This is a genomic window from Streptomyces sp. NPDC002886, from assembly GCF_042888445.1.
GTDB lineage: Bacteria > Actinomycetota > Actinomycetes > Streptomycetales > Streptomycetaceae > Streptomyces.
The window spans coordinates 757,561-778,242 of record NZ_JBIAPV010000002.1 but is presented as its reverse complement, the minus strand read 5'-3'; the positions used below and the strand labels follow the sequence as shown (position 1 = coordinate 778,242).

Here is a 20,682-nt window from a genome sequence, read left to right as displayed (position 1 = left end):
GCCGGTTCCGGGTGGGGTGAATGTTGCGCGTGCGTGAATGCGCGGTCCGCGCAGCCGGGCCCCCGGTGGCAGCTGCTTATCATCCGTTGTGACTCGTACGACTGCTCCACCCCCGCCCCTCCGCCCCCGCCGCCGCATCTGGGCCGACCTCACCCCGCTGAGAACCTCCCCGGACTTCCGCCGGCTCTGGTTCGGCGGAATCGTTTCCTGGCTGGGCCAGGCGATGACGGCCCTGGCCATTTCGCTCCAGGTCTACGAGATCACCGGCTCCAGCTTCTCCGTCGGACTCGTCGGGCTCTGCTCGCTCGTCCCGCTGGTCGCCTTCGGGCTCTACGGCGGGGCCATCGCCGACACCGTCGACCGCCGCAAGCTCGGCCTCGTCAGCGCGCTCGGCCTGGCCGCCCTGTCCTTCGCCCTGGCCGGCGCCGCGCTCCTGGACTACCACCGGGTCTGGCTGCTGTACTCCGTCGTCGCGCTCCAGTCCCTCTGCGGGGCCCTCAACGGGCCCGCCCGGTCCGCGATGATCCCGCGGCTGCTGCCGGCCGAGCAGCTGCCCGCCGCCAACGCCCTGAACTCCGTGGTCATGACCTTCGGCATGACGGCCGGCCCGGCGCTGGGCGGGGTCATCGTCGGCTGGTGGGGCTACCAGGCCGCGTACCTGATCGACGCCCTCACCTTCGGCGCCGCCCTCTACGCGACGTGGCGGCTGCCGCCGATGAAGCCCGAGGGGTCGGGCGGCCGCACCGGGCGGGCCTCCGTACTCGACGGCCTGCGCTTCCTGGGGACCCGGCCGAACATCCGGATGACCTTCTTCTCCGACCTGGCCGCCATGGTGCTGGCCCAGCCGAAGGCGCTGTTCCCGGCCGTCGCCGTGCTCTGGTACGGCGGCGACGCCAAGACGGTCGGACTGCTCGTGGCCGCCCCCGCCGTCGGGGCGCTGCTCGGGGGGCTGCTCTCCGGCTGGCAGGGGCGGATCCGCCGGCACGGGGTGGCCATCCTGCTCTCCGTCGCCGCGTGGGGGCTGGCCATCGCCGTCTTCGGGCTGACCCGCGACCTGTGGCTCGGGCTGCTCTTCCTGGCACTGGCCGGATGCGCCGACAGCATCTCGATGGTGTTCCGCACCACCATGCTGCAGGCCGCGACCCCGGACGGGATGCGGGGCCGCCTGCAGGGCGTCTTCATCGTGGTCGTGGCGGGCGGGCCCCGGCTCGGGGACTTCCTCGCCGGGGCCGCCGCCGAGCTCACCTCCCCGACCATCGCGATCACGGGAGGCGGGCTGGGCTGCGTACTCGTACTGGCGCTGCTGGCCGCGCGGTGGCGCGGGTTCGCCCGGTACGACGCCCGCTCGCCGCAGGCCTGAGACGGCGAAGGGGGTTTCCGGGGTTCCCGCCCGGCGGCCCCTTACGCGTCCACCGGCTCGCGGGTGCGGTCGCTGACCTCCCCGCCGGTGTTCGCGGTGCCGGCGGGCTCGAACAGCAGGATCGCCGTCTCCCCGTCGGCCTGCGGGCAGTGCTCCACCCCGCGCGGGACCACGTAGATCTCCCCGGGGTTCAGGACGACGTCCCCGGTGCGCAGCCGGATCGTCAGGGTGCCGCTGACGACGAGGAAGAGTTCGTCGGTGTCCTCGTGGGTGTGCCAGATGAACTCGCCCTGGATCTTGGCGATCTTGACCTCGTAGTCGTTGACCCGGGCGATCCGGTGCGGCGCCCACTGCTCGGTGAAACCGGCCAGCTTCTCCGCGATGTTCACCACGCTCGCCGTGTCTGCCGTGTCTGCCGTGTCTGCCGTGTCCGCCGGGTGGCCGTTCTCGTGCGTGCTCTCGTGCCTGCTCTCGGTTGTCGTCATGGGTGCAGGCTGCCCGGGTGCGCCCCACCCGGTCTTGTACGTTCCTGACATGGCAGCCGCGATGCGTCCGCACAGCACGGTCTCGGCCTGGCAGCCGCCGGTACCGGGGATCGCCGAGGTGTTCCACGCCCGGTTCACCGACCACGCCTACCCCGCGCACGTCCACGACACCTGGACGCTGATGATCCTCGACGGCGGCCGCGTCGACTTCGGGCTGGACCGCGAACGGCACGGCGTCGGCGGCTCGGACACGGTGGCCCTGCTGCCGCCCGGGGTGGTGCACGACGGGCGGACCGTCACCGAGGCGGGCTTCCGCAAGCGCGTGCTGTACCTCGACGGGTCGGTGCTGCCCCAGTCGCTGACCGGGGCCGCCGTCGACGCGCCGCTGCTGCTCGACGCCGCCCTGCGCGAGCGGGTGCACGGACTGCACCGCGCGCTGGGCGCGCGGGGGTTGCCGGCCGGCGCGGTCGAGCGGCTGGAGGCGCAGTCGCGGCTCGCCTTCGTCCAGGAGCGGCTGCGCTCGTGGCTGGAGGGCCGTCCGGTGGTTCCGTACGGGGTTCCGGGCCCGGATACGGCCGTACGACTGCGCGAGCTCCTCGACGCGCGGGTCCTCGGCGGGATCACCTTGGAGGAGGCTTCCGCGCTTCTGGGACACCCCCATCCCACCCACCTGATCCGCAGCTTCCGGAAGGCGTTCGGGCTCCCGCCGCACGCCTACCTCACCGGACTGCGGGTCGCGAAGGCGCGCCGGCTGCTGCTGGCGGGGATGCGGCCGGCCGAGGCGGCGGTGGCGGCGGGGTTCTACGACCAGGCGCACCTGACCCGGCACTTCGGGCGGCACGTGGGGATCAGTCCGGGGAGGTTCGCCCGATCCGGGGGAGTGTGAAGGGAAGTTGGCGGGTTCGTTGTCATCGCGTTGCCGGGCCTTCCATTTTCTTTCGATTCGTCATATGACAGTTCGGAAGTCCATTCCCCGCTCCCAGCTCCACCCACCCCGCTCCGCTCCACCGCACTCCACCCCCGCCCCAGTCGAACCCAGGAGGAAGGCCTTCATGCGCCTTCGTACGCTCGTCACCACCGCCGTGGCCACCGCCGCGCTCGCCGGAGCACTCGTTCCGCAGGCCCAGGCCCAGGCCCCCGCGGCTCCGCGGGCACCGAAGGAGGACCGTTCCTGCTCGCCGTACCTCTCGATCGCCGGCTACTCGGACTCCCTCGACAAGACCCTCATCGACGGGAAGCTGGTCGGCGGGCTCTCCGGGCTCTCGGTGGACCGGGACGGCACGATCGCCGCGATCTCCGACAAGTCGGCGCTGTACAAGCTGAAGGTGGGCCGCGGCGACACCCCGACGGCGACGGCCGCCGCGCGGCTGCCGCTGACCGACGGCGCGGGCAAGGCCCTCGACTCCGAGGGAATCGTCGTCGACCGCGATGGCACCTACCTGGTGACGGACGAGAACGCCCCGGCCATCCGGCGGCACGCACGCACCGGCGAGGTGCTGGGCTCGCTGCCGATCCCGGACGGCTTCAAGCTCGCGCCCGTGGGCCGGGCCACGGTCAACCAGACCTTCGAGTCGCTGACCCTGCTGCCCGGCGGGCACACCCTCGTCGCCGGCGTCGAGGGCGCACTGGCCGGGGACGGCAAGGACGCGCAGGGGCGGACGCTCCAGCGGATCCAGACCTGGGAACGCCGCGGCCGCGACGGTGAATTCGTGCTCGGGCGGCAGTACGCGTACCCGGTGGACGCCGGACACGGGCTGGTGGAGCTCGCGCCGACGCGCGACGGCCGGCTGATCGTGCTGGAGCGCGGCTTCACGCAGCAGTTCAAGATCACGGTGCGGCTGTACCTGGCCGACCCCCTGGGCGCCACGGACACCTCGAAGGTGGCGGCGCTGGCGCAGGGCCCGGAGCTGCGGACCGCGCGCAAGACGCCGATCGGCGACCTCGACGGCTGCCCGACGCTGGGCGCGCCCTCGAAGCTGCCGCAGAACCACCCGCTGGTGGACAACGTCGAGGGCATGGTGGTCACGGACCACGACGAGCACGGACGGGTGCGGCTGCTGCTGACCAGCGACGACAACGAGTTCCCGCAGCAGATCACTCGGCTCTACCGGGTGGACGTGAAGCTGCCGGCGCGGAGCCGGTGGTTCTAGAGTCCGTCCATGGACGTCGCGAACGGGTGGTTCGAGGTCGAGGACCCGCAGGAGTGCGGCGAGGAGCCCTGGGACTTCGACGAGGCCGAACTCGCCTTCCTGGCGGCCCTGCGCGCCAGGGCCGCCGGCTGGCGGGTGCCGTGGGCTCCCAGCCAGGTCGGACGGCCCGAGGACGAGTCCTCGTTCCTCGTCCACGTCACGCTTCTCGACGAGGCCCGCGGGCTCGTGCTCGCCGAGTGGGCCGTGCACTTCCGCGGCACCCGGGTGCGGGCCGGGAGGGTCCGCGACCAGCTCTTCCACCTGGACGAGTCGCCCGAGCACGGCTTCTTCCGGGCCTCCGGCACGGTCGAGGAACTCGCGGAGCGGTGCGCCGACTGGTTCGAGAGCCTGCTGGGCCGACCCGTCGTCCGCTCCGATTGGGCGTCTGGGGACGGCCGGCCCGCGACCAGCTGGGAGTTCGCCGACACGGGCGAGGTGCTGGGGACGCGCGGCACCGTCCCCGCCGACGGCTCAGCCCCGATCCGTCGGCTCCCGGTCCGCTCCTGATCCCTCCGGGCCTGATCCCTCAGGTCCCGATCCCTCCGCGTGCTTCGCGGGGGAGACGATGCCGCGCGCGACGCCCAGGGCGACCAGGTCCTGGGGGCGGACCCGCAGTTGGTCCGCCGTCGCCGGGGCCGACTCCGGGGGCCGCTTGAGGATGGCCGCCGCCAGTTCGGGGGCGATCACGGAGAAGTAGCTGTCCGGGGTGACCCAGGTGTTCCCCGGCGCCGCCAGGGCGAGCGCGCCGCCCGAGCCGCCCTCGCCGATGAGGAGGGTGGTGACGGGGACCGCGGCCGAGGCGAGCGCCGCGAAGGCGTCGGCGATGGCCGCGCCCGCGCCCGCGTGTTCGGCGGCGGCGTCGTTGGCCGCGCCGGGGGTGTCCACGAGGGTGAGCACCGGGATCCCGAGCCGGTCCGCGAGCCGGATGACGCGGGCCGCCGTGCGGTACCCGGCCGGGCGGGTGGCGGTGCCGCACTGGGCGGCGTAGGCCACCGCCCGGCCCTCCCGGAGCCCGAACCCGCACAGCATCCCGGGGTCCGTGCCGCCCGCCCGGTCGCCCGAGAGGGGGAGGCGGAGCTCGAAGTACGCGTCCAGGTACCGCCCGGCGCGCGGCCGGCCGGGGTGCCGGGCCTGCCGGACGGCGTCCCACCCCGTGGACGGCAGCGCTACGTCGGCCAGCGCGGCCGGAGGTTCCACGGCCCCGCCGGACCGGGGCGCGGCGAGCACCCGGAGCCATGCCTCCAGGGTCGCGGGGAGCTCCGCGGCGGGGACGACGGCGTCCACGTGCCCGGCGGCGTACTGCCCCTCGGCGGTGTAGGCGGCCGGATCCGCGTCCGGCGGCCGCACCCGGGACCCGGCGAACCCGACCTGCGCCCCGGGCAGGGCGAGGATCACGTCGGCCCCCGCCCCGAGGGTGGCCCAGCCGCCGCCGGTGGTGGGGTCGCGCAGGACGGCGATCTGCGGGAGGCCGGCGGCCCGGGTGAGGGCGGACTGGCGCGCCACGCGCTGCAGTTGGGTCAGCGCGAGCATCCCCTCCTGCATGCGGGAGCCGCCGGTGGCGATGAGGGAGACCAGGGGGAGGCGGTGGGTGCGGGCGTGAGTGTAGGCCGCCTCGAGCCGGTCGCCGGTGCGGTGGCCGAGGGACCCGCCGAGGAAGCCGAACTCGAAGGAGATCACGGTGGCTTCGTGGCCGCCGACGCGGGCGGTGCCGGTGACCACGGACTCGTCCTCGCCGGTCCGCGCGGCGGCGCGGGCGCGGGAGTCGTCGTAGCCGGCCCAGCCGAGGGGGCCGTCGGGGGCGGAATGCCTTGGTGGGGCGGGGAGTTCGGTGAAGCTGCCGGGGTCGGTGGCGGAGGCGATGGCGGCGCGGGCCGAGGGGCGGGTCGTCACGGCGCCAGCGTACGGGCCGCCCCTGGTGGGGCGCTTGTGCGGTGCGCGCGGGCCGCCCTGCGGGGCGGAGTCCCCGCCCCACCCTCCGCCCGTTCCCTGGGGCTCCGCCCCGGCCCCCGCTCCTCGAGCACCGGAGGGGCCGGATTCGGCCGGGGCGGCCCGCCGGGGTCAGAGCTGGGCTTCCCAGGTCAGCGTCGTGCCCCGGGTGTCCGAGTCCGTACGGCCGTCGTCGGAGACGGTGAGGCGGACCCGGCTGGGGACCGCGTCGACCTCGACTTCGATGGCGGTGACCTCCGCGCGGCGGTGCGCCGCGGCCAGGGCTCCGCGCAGGGCGGAGAGGAGGTCGCCCGCGACGGGCTCGGTCAGCAGCGCGTCCACCGTGCCCGCGAAGTGCACCGACGGCTGGAAGCCCAGCAGGACCGCCGCTCCGCCGGTCTCCCGCAGGACCCGGCCCCGGAAGGTGGTCGGGGCGTCCGTCGGCGGCTGCTGGAGGGCGAAGATGGCCGTGCGGACCTCCTGGATGGTGGAGTCGAGCTCGTCCACGGCCCGGCCCAGCTCCTCGCCGACCGTGTCCCCGGCGGGTGCCTTGGCGGAGCGGCGCCGGGTGCTCTCCAGCATCATCTCCGTCGCGAACAGCCGCTGGACCACCAGATCGTGGAGGTCGCGGGCGATGCGGTCCCGGTCCTCGTAGACCGCCAGCTGCTCCCGGTCGTGCTGCGCGTCCGCCAGGACCAGGGCCAGCGCGGCCTGGGAGGCGAACTGCGAGGCCAGCAACCGGTCGACCGCGTCGTAGGGGGGTCCGCCGCGGACGCGCGGCAGGGCGAGCGTGCCGATGAGCTGGCCGCCGCTCTGGAGGGGCAGCATCATGCTCGGGCCGAAGCGCTCGCGGACGTGCGTGGTCATCCGGGGGTCCGTCGCGGAGTCCTCTATGAAGACCGGCTCGCCGCCCAGGAGCTGTTTCAGGACCGCCGAGCCCGGGGCGATGGCCGTGCCCACCAGGTCGCCGGGGTCCCCCTGCGTGGAGGCGGCCACGATCTCCATGCCTCCCTCGGGGGTCGGCTGGAGGACGACCCCGGCGGCGGCGTCGGCCAGCAGCCGGGCCCGTTCGGCCACGCACATCAGCGCGTCCGCCGCCGGACGGCCCGCCAGCAGGGTCGTGGTCACGGCGGCGGCGCCCTCGATCCAGCGCTCCCGGCGGCGCGCGGTCTCGTACAGCCGGGCGTTGCCGATCGCTATGCCCGCCTGCGAGGCCAGGACGCGCACCAGCGCGAGGTCCTCGTCCGTGAACGGGCCGCCGCCCCGCTTGTCGGCGAGGTAGAGGTTGCCGAAGACCTCGGTGTGGACCCGGATCGGGACGCCGAGGAAACCCTTCATCGGGGGGTGTCCCGGCGGGAAGCCCACCGCGCGGGGGTCCTGGGTCAGGTCCTCCAGCATGAGCGGGCGCGGATCGCTGATCAGGGAGCCGAGCAGGCCGCAGCGGCCGTCCGGCAGGTGCGGGATCGCCGCCCTCTCGGCCTCGGTCATGCCGGAGCTGAAGAGCTCGGTCAGCCGGAGGCGCTCGGGGTCGACGACCCCGAGCGCTCCGTACCGTGCCGCGCACAGCTCGGTCGCCGAATCCACGATGTGCTGGAGGGTGGCCCGCAGTTCGAGTTCGGAACCGACGCTGAGGACCGCCTCCAGGAGGACGGGCAGGCTGGCCGCCTGTCGGGCGGCGACGCCCTGCCCGTCCCCGGGGGGCGGCGGGGGTGGACCGGCGTGCGTCATTCGGCCAGGGGGTTCAGAACCATGGGGGAGATCTTCCCTTCGATCATCATGCCGAGGCCCAGTACCGCGCAGACGTCCGGCCGTTCGGCGATGGCCACGGGCATGCCGGTCGCGTCGCGGAGCATCTGGTCCAGGCCCGGCAGCAGGGCGCTGCCACCCACCATCATGATCCCCCGGTCCGTCAGATCGGCCACCAGGTCGGGCGGGCAGTCGCGCAGCACCTTGCCGATGCCGTCGAGCACGGCGGTCAGCGGGGTGTAGATGGCGTCGCGGACGGCAGCGGTGTCCACGGTGACGGAGCGGGCCAGTCCGGTGGACACGTCGCGGCCGTGGATGAGGGTGGAGGCCGGGCCCTCGGCGGTGATGCCGTTCCCGTGCAGGGCCAGCTGGAGCGGGCGGACGGCCTGGCTGGGCAGCATCAGCTCGTGCGCGTGGCGCAGGTGCTGGACGACGGCGTGGTCGATGGCCTCGCCGCCGACCGGGATCCGTACGGCGGTGACGATCGAGCCGAGGGAGAGGACGGCGACCTGGGTGGCGGCGGCCCCGCACACCATGATCATCGTCGCGGTCGGCTGCTCCACGGGCAGTCCGCAGCCGACGGCCGCCGCGATCAGGGTGTCGACGAGTTCGACGCGCCGGGCTCCGAGCCCGACCATCGTCTCCACCGCCGCGCGCTGGGCGAGCGGGTCGGCGTCGTGCGGGGTGCAGGCGGCGGCCCGCAGCCGGGGCTTGCGGCGCAGGGCGCGCCGCAGCTTCTCGCCGAGGAGGTGGCGCAGCATGCGCTGGGCCATCTCGATGTCCACGACGGTGCCGCCGGAGACGGGGCGGACGACGCGGATGTAGTCGGGCGTGCGGCCGGTCATCCGCTCGGCGAAGGTGCCGACGGCGATGAGTGCGCCGGTCCGCGTGTTCACGGCGGCGACACTGGGCTCGTCCACGACCAGGCCGAGGCCCTTGACGTAGACGCGGGTCCTGGCCGCTCCGAGGTCGACGGCCACGTGGCAGCGGCGCAACTGCTCAAGACTGACGGTCACGGCAGATCCTCCCGAGAGCACTGACGCAAGAAGACCGGCGGGGTGCCGGTCACACTTCGTATCTTCTCGGGTGAATTACCCGTATTGCCCGATTTGATGCTCCGGGTGGGGGGTGTCGTGAGATACGGAAGGGTCACGAGGGGTGCGGGTGAGTGCTGCACGGGGGTGGAATTCTGCGACGCCAGGCGCGACCATGCCCGCACCCATCGTGCTACTCGTGCGTAACAAGGTAAAGGGGACTCGATGCTGACGGTCCGCCAGCGACTGCTCGCCCTTCTGACGCTCTGCCTGGCGCTGCTCGCGGCGCCCGCGCTCCCGGCCCAGGCCTCCGGCGCGTCCTCGGGAGTACTTTCCGGCGCGTCATCGGGCGGGTCATCGGGTGCGCCCTCCGCCCCGGTCGTCGCGCGCAATCCGGTGGTCTTCGTGCACGGCTACAACGCCGACCCCGGCGTCTGGGGTTCCCTGCGCGAGGACCTGCGCGCCGACGGGTACGCCGACTCCGAGCTCTTCTCCTTCGGCTACGACACCCACCAGTCGGTCAACGAGGTGCTCTCCGGACGGCTCGCCGCCTACGTGGACCAGGTCCGCCGGCAGACCGGCGCCGCCCGGGTGGACCTGGTCGCGCACTCCTTCGGCTCGCTGGTCACCCGCTGGTACGTGAAGTTCGGCGGCGGGGCCCCGTACGTGGAGCGCTGGGTCTCCCTCGCCGGCCCCAACCGCGGCACCTCCACCGCCTGGGCCTGCGCCCTGTGGGACCAGGCCTGCCGGGACATGACCCCCGGCTCGTACGTGGTGAAGAACCTGAACTCCGGGGACGAGACCCCCGGCGCGGTGCGGTACGCCACCTTCTGGTCGAACTGCGACGAGGTCATCAACCCCGACGACAGCGTCCCGCTCACCGGGGCGGTGAACACCCCGGTCGGCTGCCTCAAGCACAACGACCTGCTCGGCGACGACCCCACCTCGGCGGGCGTACGGGCCTTCCTGCGGTCCTAACCCTGCTCCGGGAGGTCCGCCACGGACACTTCCTGGAGCAGGCCGTACGTGAACTCCGCGACGCAGGCCCGCCCCGACGCGGTGAACGCCAGCCGCCACCGCGTCGGCGCGGTGCCCTCCATCGGGCGGACGGGGGCGAAGGCCCGCGCCACCTCGTCGACCGTCGCCGACCAGGGCAGCAGGTCCCCGGGCGACTCCAGTACGGGACCGGGCGCGCCCGGGGCCCGCACCAGCCACTCGTTCCACACGGCCCCGTCCGGCGCGGCGAGCACCTCGAAGCGGAGGTCGGGCCACAGGGGCACCGGCCACAGCAGGGCCTCGCACGTCAGATCGCCGATCGTGCGCGGGGAGGCGGCCTCGGGCGGGCCGAGCACCGAGCGGTAGCGGGCCAGGGCGCCCCGCGAGCGCGGCGACCGGACCATGGCCTGCCAGCGCTTGTTGGCCTCCCGCTGCTCGGCGAGGGAGGCGCCGAGCCGCCGGCGGGCCTCCTCCGCGAGTCCCGGCTGGAAGTCCGCCATCCGGCGCAGCAGCACCAGCTGGAAGCCTGCGGGGCCGAAGGGACCCGGGGTCAGGGGGCGTGTCCCGGGCGTCCTGGTCATGGAGCCAAGCCTTCCACACAGGATCCTCACGATCCCGGTATACGGCCGTTGTGAGCGAACGCGTAGCCTGCGGGGCGCCATGGACTATTGCATCGCCTGCCGCAGATACCTCAACGGCGCGCTGGCGTGCGCCGGATGCGGGACCCCGGCCGAACACCTGACATCCGCCGCGCCGGCCGTGCCCGCCGCGCCCGCCCCCGGCTCCGCCGCCGCTTTCGGAAGCGACCCGGCCGTACTCGCCGACGTGTACGCCGACTCCCTCGTCGTGCTGTCCGGGGAAGGAGTACAAGGCCAGGGCCAGGGCCGCGGCCGGGCCCGGAACCGCGCCGCCGACCGCCGCCGCGCCGGGCACCGCCGACGCCGCCGGACGGCGCTCACCGTGGGGCTCGGGCTGATGCTCGCCGCCGGAGCCGCTCTGGGCCTGGCCCGGCTGACGGTCGACGGACAGCGCACCGACCGGGCGGAGACGGTGATGCTGACCGACGACGCGGGTCCCGCGGAGCCGGCTCCGCTGCCGGGTCTGACGGACGAGCCGGCCGCGCCCTCGGGGACCGCCGCGCCGAAGGGGCCGGCCGCCGGCTCGGGGAAGGCCACGGGCACGAAGCCGGGCGCGACCGGACGGACCACCGGGGCCTCGACCGCCGGGTCGTCCGGCTCCGCCTCCGGGTCGGCGGGGCCGTCGCGGAGCGCTTCCCGGACTCCCACGTCCGCCGCTCCGAGCACATCGGGGTCCAGCGGATCCGCGACGCCCAGCAAGAGCGCGAGCCCGAAGGGGCCCAAGGGGAAGCCCGGCAAGAAGCCGACCCCGACGCCCACGCGCACCCCGACACCCACCCCGACGCCCACCCCGGACTGCGACGACTGGTGGAACCCGCTGTGCTGGTGAGCGGGTAGCTCAGCCCAGCATCCGCCGGAGCAGGTCCCGCAGGACCGCGCGCTCGGCCGCGGTGAGACCGGCCAGGGGCTCCCGGGCGAAGTCCAGCGACTCGCGGAGCCGGTCGGCGGTCTGCAGGCCCTCCTCGGTGGGCGCGGCGAGCTTCACCCGGCGGTCGGCCGGGTCGGGGCGGCGCTCGACCAGCCCGCGCGTCTCCAAGCGGTCCACGATGCCGGTGATGTTCGACGGCTCGCACCGCAGCCGCTGCGCGATCTTGCGCATCGGCATGGGCTCCAGGGAGAGCAGGTTCAGTACGCGGGCCTGGGCGCCGGTGAGCTGGTGGCTGGAGGCCGCGTGCTCGTACTCCTGGTGGTAGCGGGTCACGACGTCGCCGATGAGCTCGACGACTTCGAGGGTCAGGGGGTCTGCGCGACGGCTGGGCATGCATTCAGCCTACCCATTTACTTGACAACATGAAATATCCAGGAGCATGGTTGTTTCACGTCCTGAAGCATTTTGCACTCTTCCCCCATCCAGGAGTGACGCCATGTCCCAGATTCCCGCCGTCAGCCGTGAGTGGCACCTCGTCCGCCGTCCGCAGGGCTGGCCCGTCGCCGAGGACTTCGCCCTGCGCGAGGTACCGCTCAACGCCGAGCCCGCCGCCGGCCGGATCCTGGTGCGCAACCTCCACATGTCCGTGGACCCGTACATGCGCGGCCGGATGAACGACGTGAAGTCGTACATCCCGCCCTTCCAGCTCGACAAGCCCATGGACGGCGGCGCGGTCGGCGAGGTCGTGGCCTCGGCCGACGAGCGCTTCGCCGTCGGCGACCACGTGCTGCACGGTCTGGGCTGGCGCGAGTACGCCGACGTGGACGCCAAGCACGCCACCCCCGTGGACGCCTCCCTCGCCCCGCTCTCCGCGTACCTCGGCGTCCTCGGCATGCCGGGCCTGACCGCCTACGCCGGCCTCTTCGAGGTCGCCTCCTTCAAGGAGGGCGACTCCGTCTTCGTCTCCGGCGCCGCCGGAGCGGTCGGCAGCCTCGTCGGCCAGTTCGCGAAGATCAAGGGCGCCTCCCGGGTGATCGGCTCCGCCGGCTCCGACGAGAAGGTGACGCTCCTCACGGAGAAGTACGGTTTCGACGCCGCCTTCAACTACAAGAGCGGCCCCGTCGCGGACCAGCTGAAGGAGGCCGCGCCCGAGGGCATCGACGTCTACTTCGACAACGTCGGCGGCGACCACCTGGAAGCGGCCATCTCCTCCCTGAACGTGCACGGCCGGGCCACCCTGTGCGGGGCCATCGCCCAGTACAACGCCACGGAGCCGGTGCCCGGGCCGCGCAACCTCGCCCTCGTCATCGGCAAGCGGCTGCGCCTGCAGGGCATCCTGGTCGGAGACCACGCGGGACTGCAGCCGCAGTTCGTCCAGGACGTGGCCGGCTGGCTGCGTTCCGGACAGCTCGTCGCCGACGAGACGGTCGTCCGCGGAGTGGAGAACGCCGCCGACGCCTTCCTCGGAATGCTGCGCGGCGACAACACCGGAAAGATGATCGTTTCTTTCACCGGTTAGGCTCACTCCACACCGCCGTGACGCGTGGGCGCGAGTCCCGGCGATTACCAGGAGGATCTTCTTACATGTCCATCCAGCAGTCCGACGTCGCGTACACCGCCATTGCCACCGCCGAGAACGGCCGTGACGGTCGCGTCGCCACCAACGACGGCAAGCTCGACGTCGTCGTGAACCCGCCGAAGGAGCTCGGTGGCAGCGGCGAGGGCACCAACCCCGAGCAGCTGTTCGCCGCCGGCTACAGCGCCTGCTTCCAGGGTGCGCTCGGCGTCGTCGCCCGCAACGAGAACGCGGACATCTCCGGCTCCACGGTCACCGCCGAGGTCGGCATCGGCAAGAACGACGACGGCTTCGGCATCATCGTCAAGATCTCGGCCTCCATCCCGAACGTGGACGCGGCCACCGCCAAGGACCTCATCGAGAAGGCCCACCAGGTCTGCCCGTACTCCAAGGCGACCCGCGGCAACATCACGGTCGAGCTCGCGGTCTGATCTCCGACCCGCTCGACCGGTTCGGCCGGTTGATCCGGTCCGCGCCGTACGTCGAAGGCCGCACCCAGGCACCGGGGTGCGGCCTTCGTCATGCCCGGCGTCCGCCCGCCCGGGCGCCCGCCCTAAACTGGACCCATGCGTGATCTTGCGGGGGGATTCGGCTATCTGCTGGCCGGACAGCGATGGGTACTTGGCCACGGCCGCTGGCTGGGCTTCGGGCTGCTGCCCGGGCTCGTCTCCCTCGTGCTGTACGCCGGCGCCCTCATCGGCCTCGGCTACGGCGCCGACGACCTGACCGCGTGGGCGACCCCCTTCGCCGACGACTGGTCCTCCCCGTGGGTCGGGCTCTTCCGCGGCTTCCTGACCGCCCTGGTCTTCAGCCTCGGCCTCTTCCTCGCGGTGATCACCTTCACCGCCGTGACCCTGCTCGTGGGCCAGCCGTTCTACGAGTCCCTCTCGGAGCAGGTCGACCGCACCGAGGGCGGCGAGGTCCCGGAGTCGGGCCTCACGCTCGCGCAGGAGCTGTGGATCTCCGCCCGGGACAGCCTGCGGATCCTCGGCCGGGTGCTGCTCTTCGGGATCCTGCTCTTCGCGCTCGGCTTCGTCCCGGTGATCGGGCAGACCGTGGTGCCCGTCCTCGGCTTCTGCGTCTCCGGCTTCTTCCTCGCCCAGGAGCTCACCTCCGTCGCCCTGATGCGCCGCCGGGTGCAGCTCACCGAGCAGCTCGCGCTGCTGCGCGCGCGGCGGATGCTGGCGCTCGGCTTCGGGGTGCCGCTCGTCCTGTCCTTCCTGGTGCCGCTCGTCGCCGTGTTCCTGATGCCCGGCGCGGTGGCCGGGGCGACCCTCATGGTCCGGGACCTGGTGGGCGAGAACCCGGAGCGGGGGCAGGAGCAGGACCGGGACCAGAGCGAGGGCCCGGCGCAGGGGCAGCCTCAGGGCCAGGCGCAGGGCCAGGGGCAGCCCCAGGGCCAGGGCCGGCCTCAGGGACCGGCGCAGGGCAAGAGCCTCAGCGCCTGAGCAGGGCGATCGCCCCGGCGGTGTCCTCGCCGCCGTGGGCCGCCGGATCGGCTCCCAGGCGTTCGCGCATCAGGTCCAGGTACGGACTGATCAGCTCGGCGCTGACCCCCTGATCCGCGGCGGTCTTCAGCAAGGTGGCGCTCGCCGTGACCTGCATGGCCAGGTTCGATTCGACGCCCGTGGTGAAGTCCCCCGAGACCAGCCGCTCGGCGGCCGCGCCCGCGAAGAAGCCCATCGCCCCCAGCCACTCGGTCAGCAGCGGAGCCAGGTCCTTCGGGGAGACGTCCTCGCCCTCGATCAGCGCGTAGGCGTGCGAGATCCCGGCGAACAGTCCGGTCATCGCGCTCAGCAGGGCCACGTCGTGCAGGGCCGCGTGGCCGGGGTCGGGGCCGACGAAGCGGGCGCCGGCCGGTACCTCCAGCGTGCTCCGGTGCTCCTCGAACAGGTCGGGGGAGCCGCTGTAGAAGACGTACCCGCCGGCCTCGGGCGCGCCGATCATCGACGGGGTGGCCATGATCCCGGCGTCCAGGAACCGGGCCCCGCGCTCCAGGGCCCACGCGGCCCGGGCGCGGCCTTCGGCGGGCGTGCCGGTGGTCAGGTCGACCAGGTCCTTGGCGGTGAGGTCCAGGCCCTCCAGCGCCTCGCCGACGCTGGCGTGGTCCAGCAGGCAGACCACGATCAGGCCGTTCGCGGCCACCGCCTCGGCCGGGGTCGCGGCGACGACGGCGCCTTCGGCCGCGAGGGCCTCGGCCTTGGCGGGGGTGCGGTTCCAGACGGTGAGGGGATGCCCGGCGGCGAGCCAGGTGCGGGCGAGGGCGGTGCCCATCGCACCGAGTCCGAGGAGGGTGAGCGGGGTCTTCGCGCCGTTGTTCGTGCCGGTCTTCGTGCTGGTGTCGGTCATGCCGTTTAGCCTGGTGGAGGGCCGTCAGGTGCTCAAGTAGGCACTTCGGAGTGCGTGGTTACCCCGAGGTGAGCGAACAGGTGGGGAGGGGTGCGCGATGGCAATGACACAGCGGCCGGGGGCGGATCACTGCGGGATCGCCGCGGCGATGTCCGTGATCGACGGCAAGTGGAAGGTGTCGGTGCTGTGGGAGCTGGAGCAGCGCCCGCGACGCTTCGGCGAACTGCGCCGCCTGGTTCCGGGGGTCTCGGAGAAGGTGCTCGCGGCCCAGCTGCGCGAGCTGGAGACGGACGGCATCGTCCACCGCGAGGTCTACGAGGAGGTCCCGCCGCGGGTGGAGTACTCGCTGACCCCGCTCGGCCAGGAGCTGAACGGGGCCTTGGCGGCCCTCGGAGCGTGGGGCACGAAGCACCTGATCCCCGGCACCGCCCAGACGGTCCCCGTGTGAGGACGGGTCCGGGCCCCCGCCCCGGAGGGCCGGGCGCTCACTCCGGGCGGCGGAACAGCGCCGTCCAGAGGAAGTCCTCGCCGAAGGAAACGGAGGACGCGGGCTCGTCGTGCATCCGGCGCAGCTCCACCTCGGTGAGGTCCCCGAAGATCCGGCGCAGTGCCTCCGGGGTGTAGGCGAGCCCGCCTTCGAGGCGGGCCCGGCCGTAGAACTCCGCGTCGGGCAGCTCGGAGCCCATCGCGCCCGAGGCGAAGCAGGTCAGGGCGAAGCGGCCGCCCGGGGCCAGCAGCCGGTCCAGCAGGGCCAGGTAGCTGATCCGGCGGTGCGGCGGCAGGTGGTGGAAGCACCCCGAGTCGTAGATCAGGTCGTACGGGCCCACGAGCCCGGCGCCGGCCGCGCCGAAGGCGTCCCCGTGGTGGAAGCGCACCCGGGCTCCGGCGGCGAGGGCCCGCTCCCCGGCCCAGGCCAGCGCCGTCGGGGAGAGGTCGACGGCGTCCACCTCGAAGCCCCGGGCGGCCAGGTGCAGGGCGTTGCGGCCGGGGCCGCAGCCGAGGTCCAGCGCGCGGCCGCCGGCGGGGATCAGCCCGCGGTCGAGGCCGGAGACGAGGTTCTCGTCGGGCTTCGCCGCGAAGAACGGCACCGGCCGCTCACGGTCGGCGTAGAAGCCGTCCCACCAGGCGGAGCCGCCTGCGGTCCAGCGGTCGGCCTCCGGTGCGAAGAGGCCGTCCATGAGGGCGAGTACGTCGTCGACACTGCGTATGCTGCGGTCCATCCGAGCCCCTTTCAGATGTCCCCAATTTTATCGGTGAACCGGAGAAAAGCCCAGGTCAGGCGGGGTGCGGGAGATGTCTGACGGGCCATCTGGCGCCCTGTCGCCGCCGGGCCGGTCCCCGCCCCCGCGGGTGGGGAGGGCAAGCGCCCCAGGGCCTCGCCCAGCGCCCCCACGGCCCTTTCCCGGCCGGTCCGGGCCCTGTTTCCACACGAGTTCCGGGGTCTTCGGGCCGGACGCCCCGTCAGGCCGACGCCTCCGCCGAGGTCTCCGTCGAAGCCTCCGCCGGCGCCTCCACGGGCACCTCCGCCACGGCGACCGACGGCGTGCTCGCGTCCGCCTCGGCCAGCGGGGTCCCGTCCGGCGCCCACACCGCCGCGCCCCCGCAGCCGGTCCACGGTCCGGCGGGTCCGACGTGGTTGGCCAGGGCCACGTACATCCCGAAGTCCCGTGCGATCCCCGGGTGGATCGCCGCCCGCTCGGCGACGCCGTCGCCCGTGCCGTAGAGCGAGCTCGCCAGGTGGACCCGGCAGCCGGCCGCGGCGCCCGCGGCGGGCACGTCCGCGAAGTGGTTGTCGAAGCAGATCCCCAGGGAGAAGCGGATCCCGCCGAGCTCGAAGCGGCCCGGGACCGACCCCGCGGCGAAGACCTCCTGCTCGTGACGGAACAGGTGCTGCTTGGCGTACGTGGTCACGTGCGCGCCGTCCGCGTCGTGGACCAGGGTCGCGATGACGGGCCGGGGGCCGTCCGTGCGCAGCGCGACGTTGACGGCGGTGGCGATCCCGGTGGCACGGACGGGGTCCAGCCGGGGGTCCTCGGCGTCGGCCAGCCACAGACCGGGGTCGGCGCCGAGCGAGGCCAACTCGTAGCCGGTCAGCGTGAGCTCGGGGAACACGACCAGGGCGGCGCCCTCCTCCCGGGCCCGCACGGCGAGCGCGGCCGCCCGTACGGCGTTGGCGGACACGTCGGCGGGGACGCAGCTCAGCTGCGCGGCGGCGATCTTCACCCGGCCCAGCATGCCAGCCCCGAGATCAGGGCGAGTCTTCGGCCCGGGGCCCCTGGATCAGGTCCAGGAAGGCGCGGAAGGTGCCGGGCATGTCCACGGATTCCGGGGCCAGCAGCCACTGGTACTGGAGGCCGTCCATCACGGCGGCCAGCAGCGGGGCCGCCTGCTCGGGGGTGAGGCCCGAGGGGAGCCGCTCCCCGTACTCCGCGCGCAGGACCGCCGCCATCGCGGAGCGCACCTGCGCGTAGCGCTCGGCGAAGAACTCCCGCGCCGGGTGGCCCTCGGTGACGCTCTCGCCGAGCAGCGCCGAGAAGGTCTGCACGATGCCGGGGCGCATGGCGTTGTACTCCACCAGCGAGGCCAGCAGGTCCGGGCGCCAGGCTTCGGCCAGCGCGGTGCCGCCGCCGGTGTCCCAGCGGTCGCGCTCCTCCAAGACCGCGACCAGCAGCGCCTCCTTGGTCGGGAAGTAGTGCAGCAGTCCCTGCTGGGTCAGGCCCACCCGCTCGGCGACCGCGCCCAGGGCCGCGCCCCGGTAGCCGCGTTCGGCGATCACCTCGACGGCCGCGCGGACGATCTCCACGCGCCGTTCCTCGCTCCTGGCCCTGACCATCGCCCGCCACCCCTTCCGTTCCATAGCTGCCAGCAGACCGTACGACATCGATCGATTACGAACAGGTTACGAACCCTACCGCTCTACAGGTAACGGGTCCACCATGGGGTCACCGCGCCGCACCGCGCACCCGCACCCAACGAGGAGGCATGGCCGTGACCGATGCCGATCAGGTCCGCAACGACGCCGTAGAGACGGCCCTGGGCAAGCTGGACCTCGACACCAAGGCCCGGCTGCTGGCCGGCCAGGACATGTGGTCGCTGCCCGCGCTCCCGCAGATCGGGCTGAAGTCCCTGGTCTTCTCCGACGGCCCCATCGGGGTGCGCGGCGTGCGCTGGACCGCCGACGACCCGTCGATCGCCCTGCCCTCCCCGACCGCGCTCGCCGCCGCGTGGGACCCCGAGCTGGCCCGCCGGGCCGGCCGGCTCCTCGCCCAGGAGGCCCGCCGCAAGGGCGTCCACGTCCTGCTCGCGCCCACCGTCAACCTGCACCGCTCCCCGCTCGGCGGCCGGCACTTCGAGTGCTACTCCGAGGACCCGTACCTCACCGGCGCCGTCGGCAGCGGCTACGTGAACGGCGTCCAGGACGGCGGCGTCGGCACCACCGTCAAGCACTTCGTCGGCAACGACGCGGAGACCGAGCGGTTCACCGTCGACAGCGTGATCGCCCCGCGCCCGCTGCGCGAGCTGTACCTGGCGCCCTTCGAGGCGATCGTCGAGAACGCCCACCCGTGGGGCATCATGACGGCCTACAACCGGGTCAACGGCGTGTTCATGAGCGAGAACACCCACCTCGTCAACGAGGTCCTGCGCGCCGAATGGGGCTTCGACGGCGCCAACGTCTCCGACTGGATGGCCGCCCGCTCCACCACCGGCGACATCCTCGGCGGCCTCGACGTGGTCATGCCCGGCCCCGTCTCCGTCTACGGCGCCCCGCTCGCCGAAGCCGTCCGCTCGGGCGAGGTCCCCGAGTCCGCCGTCGACGACGCCGTCCGCAACGTCCTGCGCCTCGCCGCCCGCGTCGGCATCCTGGAGGGCGCCCCCGCCGAGGTCGGCGAGGTCCCGGCCGCCATCGACGGCCAGGCGCTGGCCCGCGAGCTGGCCGCCCGCGGCTTCGTCCTCGTACGCAACGAGGCCGCCGCCGACGGGAAGCCCGTGCTCCCGCTCGACACGGCCCCCGGCCGCACCGTGGCCCTCATCGGCGCCGCCGCCCGCGACGCCCGCGTCCTCGGCGGCGGCAGCGCCACCGTCTTCCCCGAGCGGATCGTCTCCCCGCTCGACGGACTCACCGATGCCCTGCCCGGCGGCGCGCTGACCTTCACCGTCGGCGCCGACCCCAGTGACGAACTGACCCCCGCCGACAAGGGCTTCCAGCTCCGCGCGGTCTGCCGGGACGCCTCCGGCGCGGTCATCGGCACCGGCTCGCTGCCCACCGGCCAGGTCCAGTGGATCGGCGACGACCTGCCCGAGGGCGCCACGTACGAGACGATGGCCAGCATCGAGGTCACCGGTACCTTCGTCCCGCGCGAGAGCGGCGAGCACGCCTTCGGCACCCGGGGACTCGGCGCCTTCACCCTCGCCGTCGGCGGAGAGGTCCGCTTCGACGGGGTCCAGCCGATGGGTGACGAGGCCGACCCCTTCGAGGCCTTCTTCGGCGCTCCCCAGGTGCGGACCCGCCTCGGTCTCACCGAGGGCGAGGCCGTCGAGGTCTCCCTGACCTACCAGGTCCCCGACGTGTCCGCCCTGCCGCTCAAGGCGATCATGTTCTCCTTCCTCCACCTCGGCCCGCAGCGCGCCGCCGACGAGCTCATCGCCGAGGCCGTGGAGGCCGCGCGCGCCGCCGACACCGCCGTCGTGGTCGTCGCCACCACCGAGCGGGTGGAGTCCGAGGGCTTCGACCGCAAGGACCTCACCCTCCCGGGCCGCCAGAACGACCTGGTGCGCGCCGTCGCCGCGGTCAACCCGAACACCGTGGTCGTCGTCAACGCGGGCTCCCCGGTGGAGCTCCCGTGGCGCGAGGAGGTCGCCGCCGTCCTGCTGACCTGGTTCCCCGGGCAGGAGGGCGGGGCCGCGCTGGCCGACGTACTCCTCGGCGAGGCCGAGCCGGGCGGCCGGCTGCCCACCACCTGGCCCGCCGAGTTCGCCGACGCGCCGGTCACCGAAGTCACCCCCACCGAGGGGCGCCTGGAGTACACCGAGGGCCTCTTCATCGGCTACCGGGCCTACGAGAAGCACGGGATCGCCCCGGCGTTCCCCTTCGGGCACGGCCTCGGCTACACGGACTGGGCGTACGAGTCCCTGGAGGCCACCCCCACGCTGGCGAAGGTCCGCGTCACCAACACCGGCACCCGGCCGGGCCGCGAGACCGTACAGGTCTACCTGGCGCCCGTCGCGGACGGCGTGGAGCGCCCGGCGAGCTGGCTGGCGGGCTTCGCGAGCGTGACCGCCGGCCCCGGCGAGAGCGTCGACGTGGAGATCCCGCTGCCGGAGCGCGCCTTCGAGATCTGGGACCAGCCGTCCCTGTCCTGGCGGCGGATCGGCGGCGGCTACGAGGTCCGCGCGAGCCGTTCGCACGGCGACACGCGGCTGACGGCGGCCCTCGACCTGTAATGGCCGGAAATCACCCCTATCGGGGCGATTAAAAGAGCTGGACCGGGGGCGGGCCCTGACACCCGCCCCCGGT

At 73.7% G+C, this 20,682-nt stretch carries 21 protein-coding genes; 11 read left to right on the top strand and 10 right to left on the bottom strand.

The features are described 5' to 3' along the window. Positions 1 to 37 precede the first annotated feature (37 nt). Positions 38 to 1,360, top strand: coding sequence for an MFS transporter (locus ACFYYB_RS09725; protein ID WP_389434336.1), 1,323 nt, complete (start codon positions 38 to 40; stop codon positions 1,358 to 1,360). Between the two features lie 41 nt (positions 1,361 to 1,401). Here the strand turns inward: ACFYYB_RS09725 and ACFYYB_RS09720 are convergent, their stop codons facing one another. Continuing rightward, entirely contained in the window at positions 1,402 to 1,845 is a 444-nt protein-coding gene (locus ACFYYB_RS09720; protein ID WP_389434335.1) for a cupin domain-containing protein, read from the bottom strand. Between the two features lie 49 nt (positions 1,846 to 1,894). On the opposite strand from ACFYYB_RS09720, the gene ACFYYB_RS09715 reads away from it, so the two are divergent. The 3 genes from ACFYYB_RS09715 (at position 1,895) to ACFYYB_RS09705 (ending at position 4,541) form a co-directional block, all read left to right on the top strand. Next, entirely contained in the window at positions 1,895 to 2,731 is an 837-nt protein-coding gene (locus ACFYYB_RS09715; RefSeq protein ID WP_389434333.1) for an AraC family transcriptional regulator, read from the top strand. Positions 2,732 to 2,897: 166 nt separating this feature from the next. Beyond that, positions 2,898 to 3,995 carry an esterase-like activity of phytase family protein gene (locus tag ACFYYB_RS09710; protein WP_389434332.1) on the top strand — a complete coding sequence of 366 codons (1,098 nt, stop codon included), beginning with the start codon at positions 2,898 to 2,900 and terminating at the stop codon, positions 3,993 to 3,995. Positions 3,996 to 4,004: 9 nt separating this feature from the next. After that, entirely contained in the window at positions 4,005 to 4,541 is a 537-nt protein-coding gene (locus ACFYYB_RS09705; RefSeq protein ID WP_389434331.1) for a hypothetical protein, read from the top strand. On the opposite strand, the gene ACFYYB_RS09700 is transcribed toward ACFYYB_RS09705, so the two are convergent. The 3 genes from ACFYYB_RS09700 to ACFYYB_RS09690 all read right to left on the bottom strand — a co-directional run bounded on the left by ACFYYB_RS09700 (position 4,506) and on the right by ACFYYB_RS09690 (position 8,722). Beyond that, positions 4,506 to 5,924 carry a carboxyl transferase domain-containing protein gene (locus tag ACFYYB_RS09700; RefSeq protein ID WP_389434329.1) on the bottom strand — a complete coding sequence of 473 codons (1,419 nt, stop codon included), beginning with the start codon at positions 5,922 to 5,924 and terminating at the stop codon, positions 4,506 to 4,508. The two genes, ACFYYB_RS09705 and ACFYYB_RS09700, sit on opposite strands and share 36 nt — an antisense overlap. A 168-nt stretch (positions 5,925 to 6,092) precedes the next feature. Further along, positions 6,093 to 7,688 (bottom strand): GAF domain-containing protein, encoded by a 1,596-nt coding sequence (locus ACFYYB_RS09695; RefSeq protein WP_389434327.1) that lies wholly within the window; start codon positions 7,686 to 7,688, stop codon positions 6,093 to 6,095. After that, positions 7,685 to 8,722 (bottom strand): rod shape-determining protein, encoded by a 1,038-nt coding sequence (locus ACFYYB_RS09690; protein WP_327306881.1) that lies wholly within the window; start codon positions 8,720 to 8,722, stop codon positions 7,685 to 7,687. Before ACFYYB_RS09690 ends, ACFYYB_RS09695 begins: the two co-directional genes overlap by 4 nt. Before the next feature lie 243 nt (positions 8,723 to 8,965). Here ACFYYB_RS09690 and ACFYYB_RS09685 point away from each other — a divergent pair, with 243 nt between their 5' ends. Beyond that, positions 8,966 to 9,718: an esterase/lipase family protein gene (locus ACFYYB_RS09685; RefSeq protein WP_389434326.1), complete on the top strand. Its 753-nt coding sequence runs from the start codon at positions 8,966 to 8,968 to the stop codon at positions 9,716 to 9,718. Here ACFYYB_RS09685 and ACFYYB_RS09680 read toward each other — a convergent pair. Then, entirely contained in the window at positions 9,715 to 10,317 is a 603-nt protein-coding gene (locus ACFYYB_RS09680; protein ID WP_389434324.1) for a hypothetical protein, read from the bottom strand. The two genes, ACFYYB_RS09685 and ACFYYB_RS09680, sit on opposite strands and share 4 nt — an antisense overlap. Positions 10,318 to 10,396: 79 nt before the next feature. On the opposite strand from ACFYYB_RS09680, the gene ACFYYB_RS09675 reads away from it, so the two are divergent. Next, the gene (locus tag ACFYYB_RS09675) at positions 10,397 to 11,203 is read left to right on the top strand and encodes a hypothetical protein (protein ID WP_389434323.1); all 807 of its coding nucleotides are present in this window, start codon (positions 10,397 to 10,399) and stop codon (positions 11,201 to 11,203) included. Between the two features lie 9 nt (positions 11,204 to 11,212). Here ACFYYB_RS09675 and ACFYYB_RS09670 read toward each other — a convergent pair whose 3' ends face one another. Beyond that, positions 11,213 to 11,635 (bottom strand): MarR family winged helix-turn-helix transcriptional regulator, encoded by a 423-nt coding sequence (locus ACFYYB_RS09670; protein WP_389434322.1) that lies wholly within the window; start codon positions 11,633 to 11,635, stop codon positions 11,213 to 11,215. A gap of 103 nt (positions 11,636 to 11,738) precedes the next feature. Here ACFYYB_RS09670 and ACFYYB_RS09665 point away from each other — a divergent pair, with 103 nt between their 5' ends. The 3 genes from ACFYYB_RS09665 (at position 11,739) to ACFYYB_RS09655 (ending at position 14,266) form a co-directional block, all read left to right on the top strand. Further along, entirely contained in the window at positions 11,739 to 12,761 is a 1,023-nt protein-coding gene (locus ACFYYB_RS09665) for an NADP-dependent oxidoreductase (protein WP_389434321.1), read from the top strand. A gap of 65 nt (positions 12,762 to 12,826) precedes the next feature. Next, positions 12,827 to 13,249, top strand: a complete 423-nt coding sequence (locus ACFYYB_RS09660) for an organic hydroperoxide resistance protein (RefSeq protein ID WP_389434319.1) — start codon at positions 12,827 to 12,829, stop codon at positions 13,247 to 13,249. A gap of 135 nt (positions 13,250 to 13,384) precedes the next feature. Then, positions 13,385 to 14,266, top strand: coding sequence for an EI24 domain-containing protein (locus tag ACFYYB_RS09655; protein ID WP_389434317.1), 882 nt, complete (start codon positions 13,385 to 13,387; stop codon positions 14,264 to 14,266). Here the strand turns inward: ACFYYB_RS09655 and ACFYYB_RS09650 are convergent. Beyond that, complete coding sequence (locus ACFYYB_RS09650) at positions 14,256 to 15,167, bottom strand: NAD(P)-dependent oxidoreductase (RefSeq protein ID WP_389434316.1); 912 nt, start codon at positions 15,165 to 15,167, stop codon at positions 14,256 to 14,258. The two genes, ACFYYB_RS09655 and ACFYYB_RS09650, sit on opposite strands and share 11 nt — an antisense overlap. A 97-nt stretch (positions 15,168 to 15,264) precedes the next feature. On the opposite strand from ACFYYB_RS09650, the gene ACFYYB_RS09645 reads away from it, so the two are divergent. After that, the gene (locus ACFYYB_RS09645; protein WP_389434314.1) at positions 15,265 to 15,615 is read left to right on the top strand and encodes a winged helix-turn-helix transcriptional regulator; all 351 of its coding nucleotides are present in this window, start codon (positions 15,265 to 15,267) and stop codon (positions 15,613 to 15,615) included. A gap of 37 nt (positions 15,616 to 15,652) precedes the next feature. Here ACFYYB_RS09645 and ACFYYB_RS09640 read toward each other — a convergent pair whose 3' ends face one another. From ACFYYB_RS09640 to ACFYYB_RS09630, 3 genes are all read right to left on the bottom strand, one after another. Then, on the bottom strand, positions 15,653 to 16,387 hold the full coding sequence (locus ACFYYB_RS09640; protein WP_389434312.1) for a class I SAM-dependent methyltransferase: 735 nt from the start codon (positions 16,385 to 16,387) through the stop codon (positions 15,653 to 15,655). Between the two features lie 241 nt (positions 16,388 to 16,628). Then, positions 16,629 to 17,390, bottom strand: a complete 762-nt coding sequence (locus ACFYYB_RS09635) for a carbon-nitrogen hydrolase family protein (protein ID WP_389434310.1) — start codon at positions 17,388 to 17,390, stop codon at positions 16,629 to 16,631. Positions 17,391 to 17,415: 25 nt separating this feature from the next. Next, positions 17,416 to 18,000, bottom strand: coding sequence for a TetR/AcrR family transcriptional regulator (locus ACFYYB_RS09630; protein WP_389434978.1), 585 nt, complete (start codon positions 17,998 to 18,000; stop codon positions 17,416 to 17,418). A gap of 149 nt (positions 18,001 to 18,149) precedes the next feature. On the opposite strand from ACFYYB_RS09630, the gene ACFYYB_RS09625 reads away from it, so the two are divergent. Then, a complete protein-coding gene (locus ACFYYB_RS09625) occupies positions 18,150 to 20,609 on the top strand; it encodes a beta-glucosidase (protein ID WP_389434309.1) in 2,460 nt (819 codons plus the stop codon). Positions 20,610 to 20,682 lie beyond the last annotated feature (73 nt).

Bases quoted from the DNA above. Each gene is read 5' to 3' on its own strand.
- ACFYYB_RS09710 (WP_389434332.1), top strand. From the start codon at position 2,898: ATGCGCCTTCGTACGCTCGTCACCACCGCCGTGGCCACCGCCGCGCTC.
- ACFYYB_RS09630 (WP_389434978.1), bottom strand. From the start codon at position 18,000: ATGGTCAGGGCCAGGAGCGAGGAACGGCGCGTGGAGATCGTCCGCGCG.
- ACFYYB_RS09645 (WP_389434314.1), top strand. From the start codon at position 15,265: ATGGCAATGACACAGCGGCCGGGGGCGGATCACTGCGGGATCGCCGCG.
- ACFYYB_RS09625 (WP_389434309.1), top strand. From the start codon at position 18,150: ATGGCCGTGACCGATGCCGATCAGGTCCGCAACGACGCCGTAGAGACG.
- ACFYYB_RS09665 (WP_389434321.1), top strand. From the start codon at position 11,739: ATGTCCCAGATTCCCGCCGTCAGCCGTGAGTGGCACCTCGTCCGCCGT.
- ACFYYB_RS09705 (WP_389434331.1), top strand. From the start codon at position 4,005: ATGGACGTCGCGAACGGGTGGTTCGAGGTCGAGGACCCGCAGGAGTGC.
- ACFYYB_RS09660 (WP_389434319.1), top strand. From the start codon at position 12,827: ATGTCCATCCAGCAGTCCGACGTCGCGTACACCGCCATTGCCACCGCC.
- ACFYYB_RS09720 (WP_389434335.1), bottom strand. From the start codon at position 1,845: ATGACGACAACCGAGAGCAGGCACGAGAGCACGCACGAGAACGGCCAC.
- ACFYYB_RS09670 (WP_389434322.1), bottom strand. From the start codon at position 11,635: ATGCCCAGCCGTCGCGCAGACCCCCTGACCCTCGAAGTCGTCGAGCTC.
- ACFYYB_RS09640 (WP_389434312.1), bottom strand. From the start codon at position 16,387: ATGGACCGCAGCATACGCAGTGTCGACGACGTACTCGCCCTCATGGAC.
- ACFYYB_RS09715 (WP_389434333.1), top strand. From the start codon at position 1,895: ATGGCAGCCGCGATGCGTCCGCACAGCACGGTCTCGGCCTGGCAGCCG.
- ACFYYB_RS09675 (WP_389434323.1), top strand. From the start codon at position 10,397: ATGGACTATTGCATCGCCTGCCGCAGATACCTCAACGGCGCGCTGGCG.
- ACFYYB_RS09650 (WP_389434316.1), bottom strand. From the start codon at position 15,167: ATGACCGACACCAGCACGAAGACCGGCACGAACAACGGCGCGAAGACC.
- ACFYYB_RS09680 (WP_389434324.1), bottom strand. From the start codon at position 10,317: ATGACCAGGACGCCCGGGACACGCCCCCTGACCCCGGGTCCCTTCGGC.
- ACFYYB_RS09695 (WP_389434327.1), bottom strand. From the start codon at position 7,688: ATGACGCACGCCGGTCCACCCCCGCCGCCCCCCGGGGACGGGCAGGGC.
- ACFYYB_RS09655 (WP_389434317.1), top strand. From the start codon at position 13,385: ATGCGTGATCTTGCGGGGGGATTCGGCTATCTGCTGGCCGGACAGCGA.
- ACFYYB_RS09725 (WP_389434336.1), top strand. From the start codon at position 38: ATGCGCGGTCCGCGCAGCCGGGCCCCCGGTGGCAGCTGCTTATCATCC.
- ACFYYB_RS09685 (WP_389434326.1), top strand. From the start codon at position 8,966: ATGCTGACGGTCCGCCAGCGACTGCTCGCCCTTCTGACGCTCTGCCTG.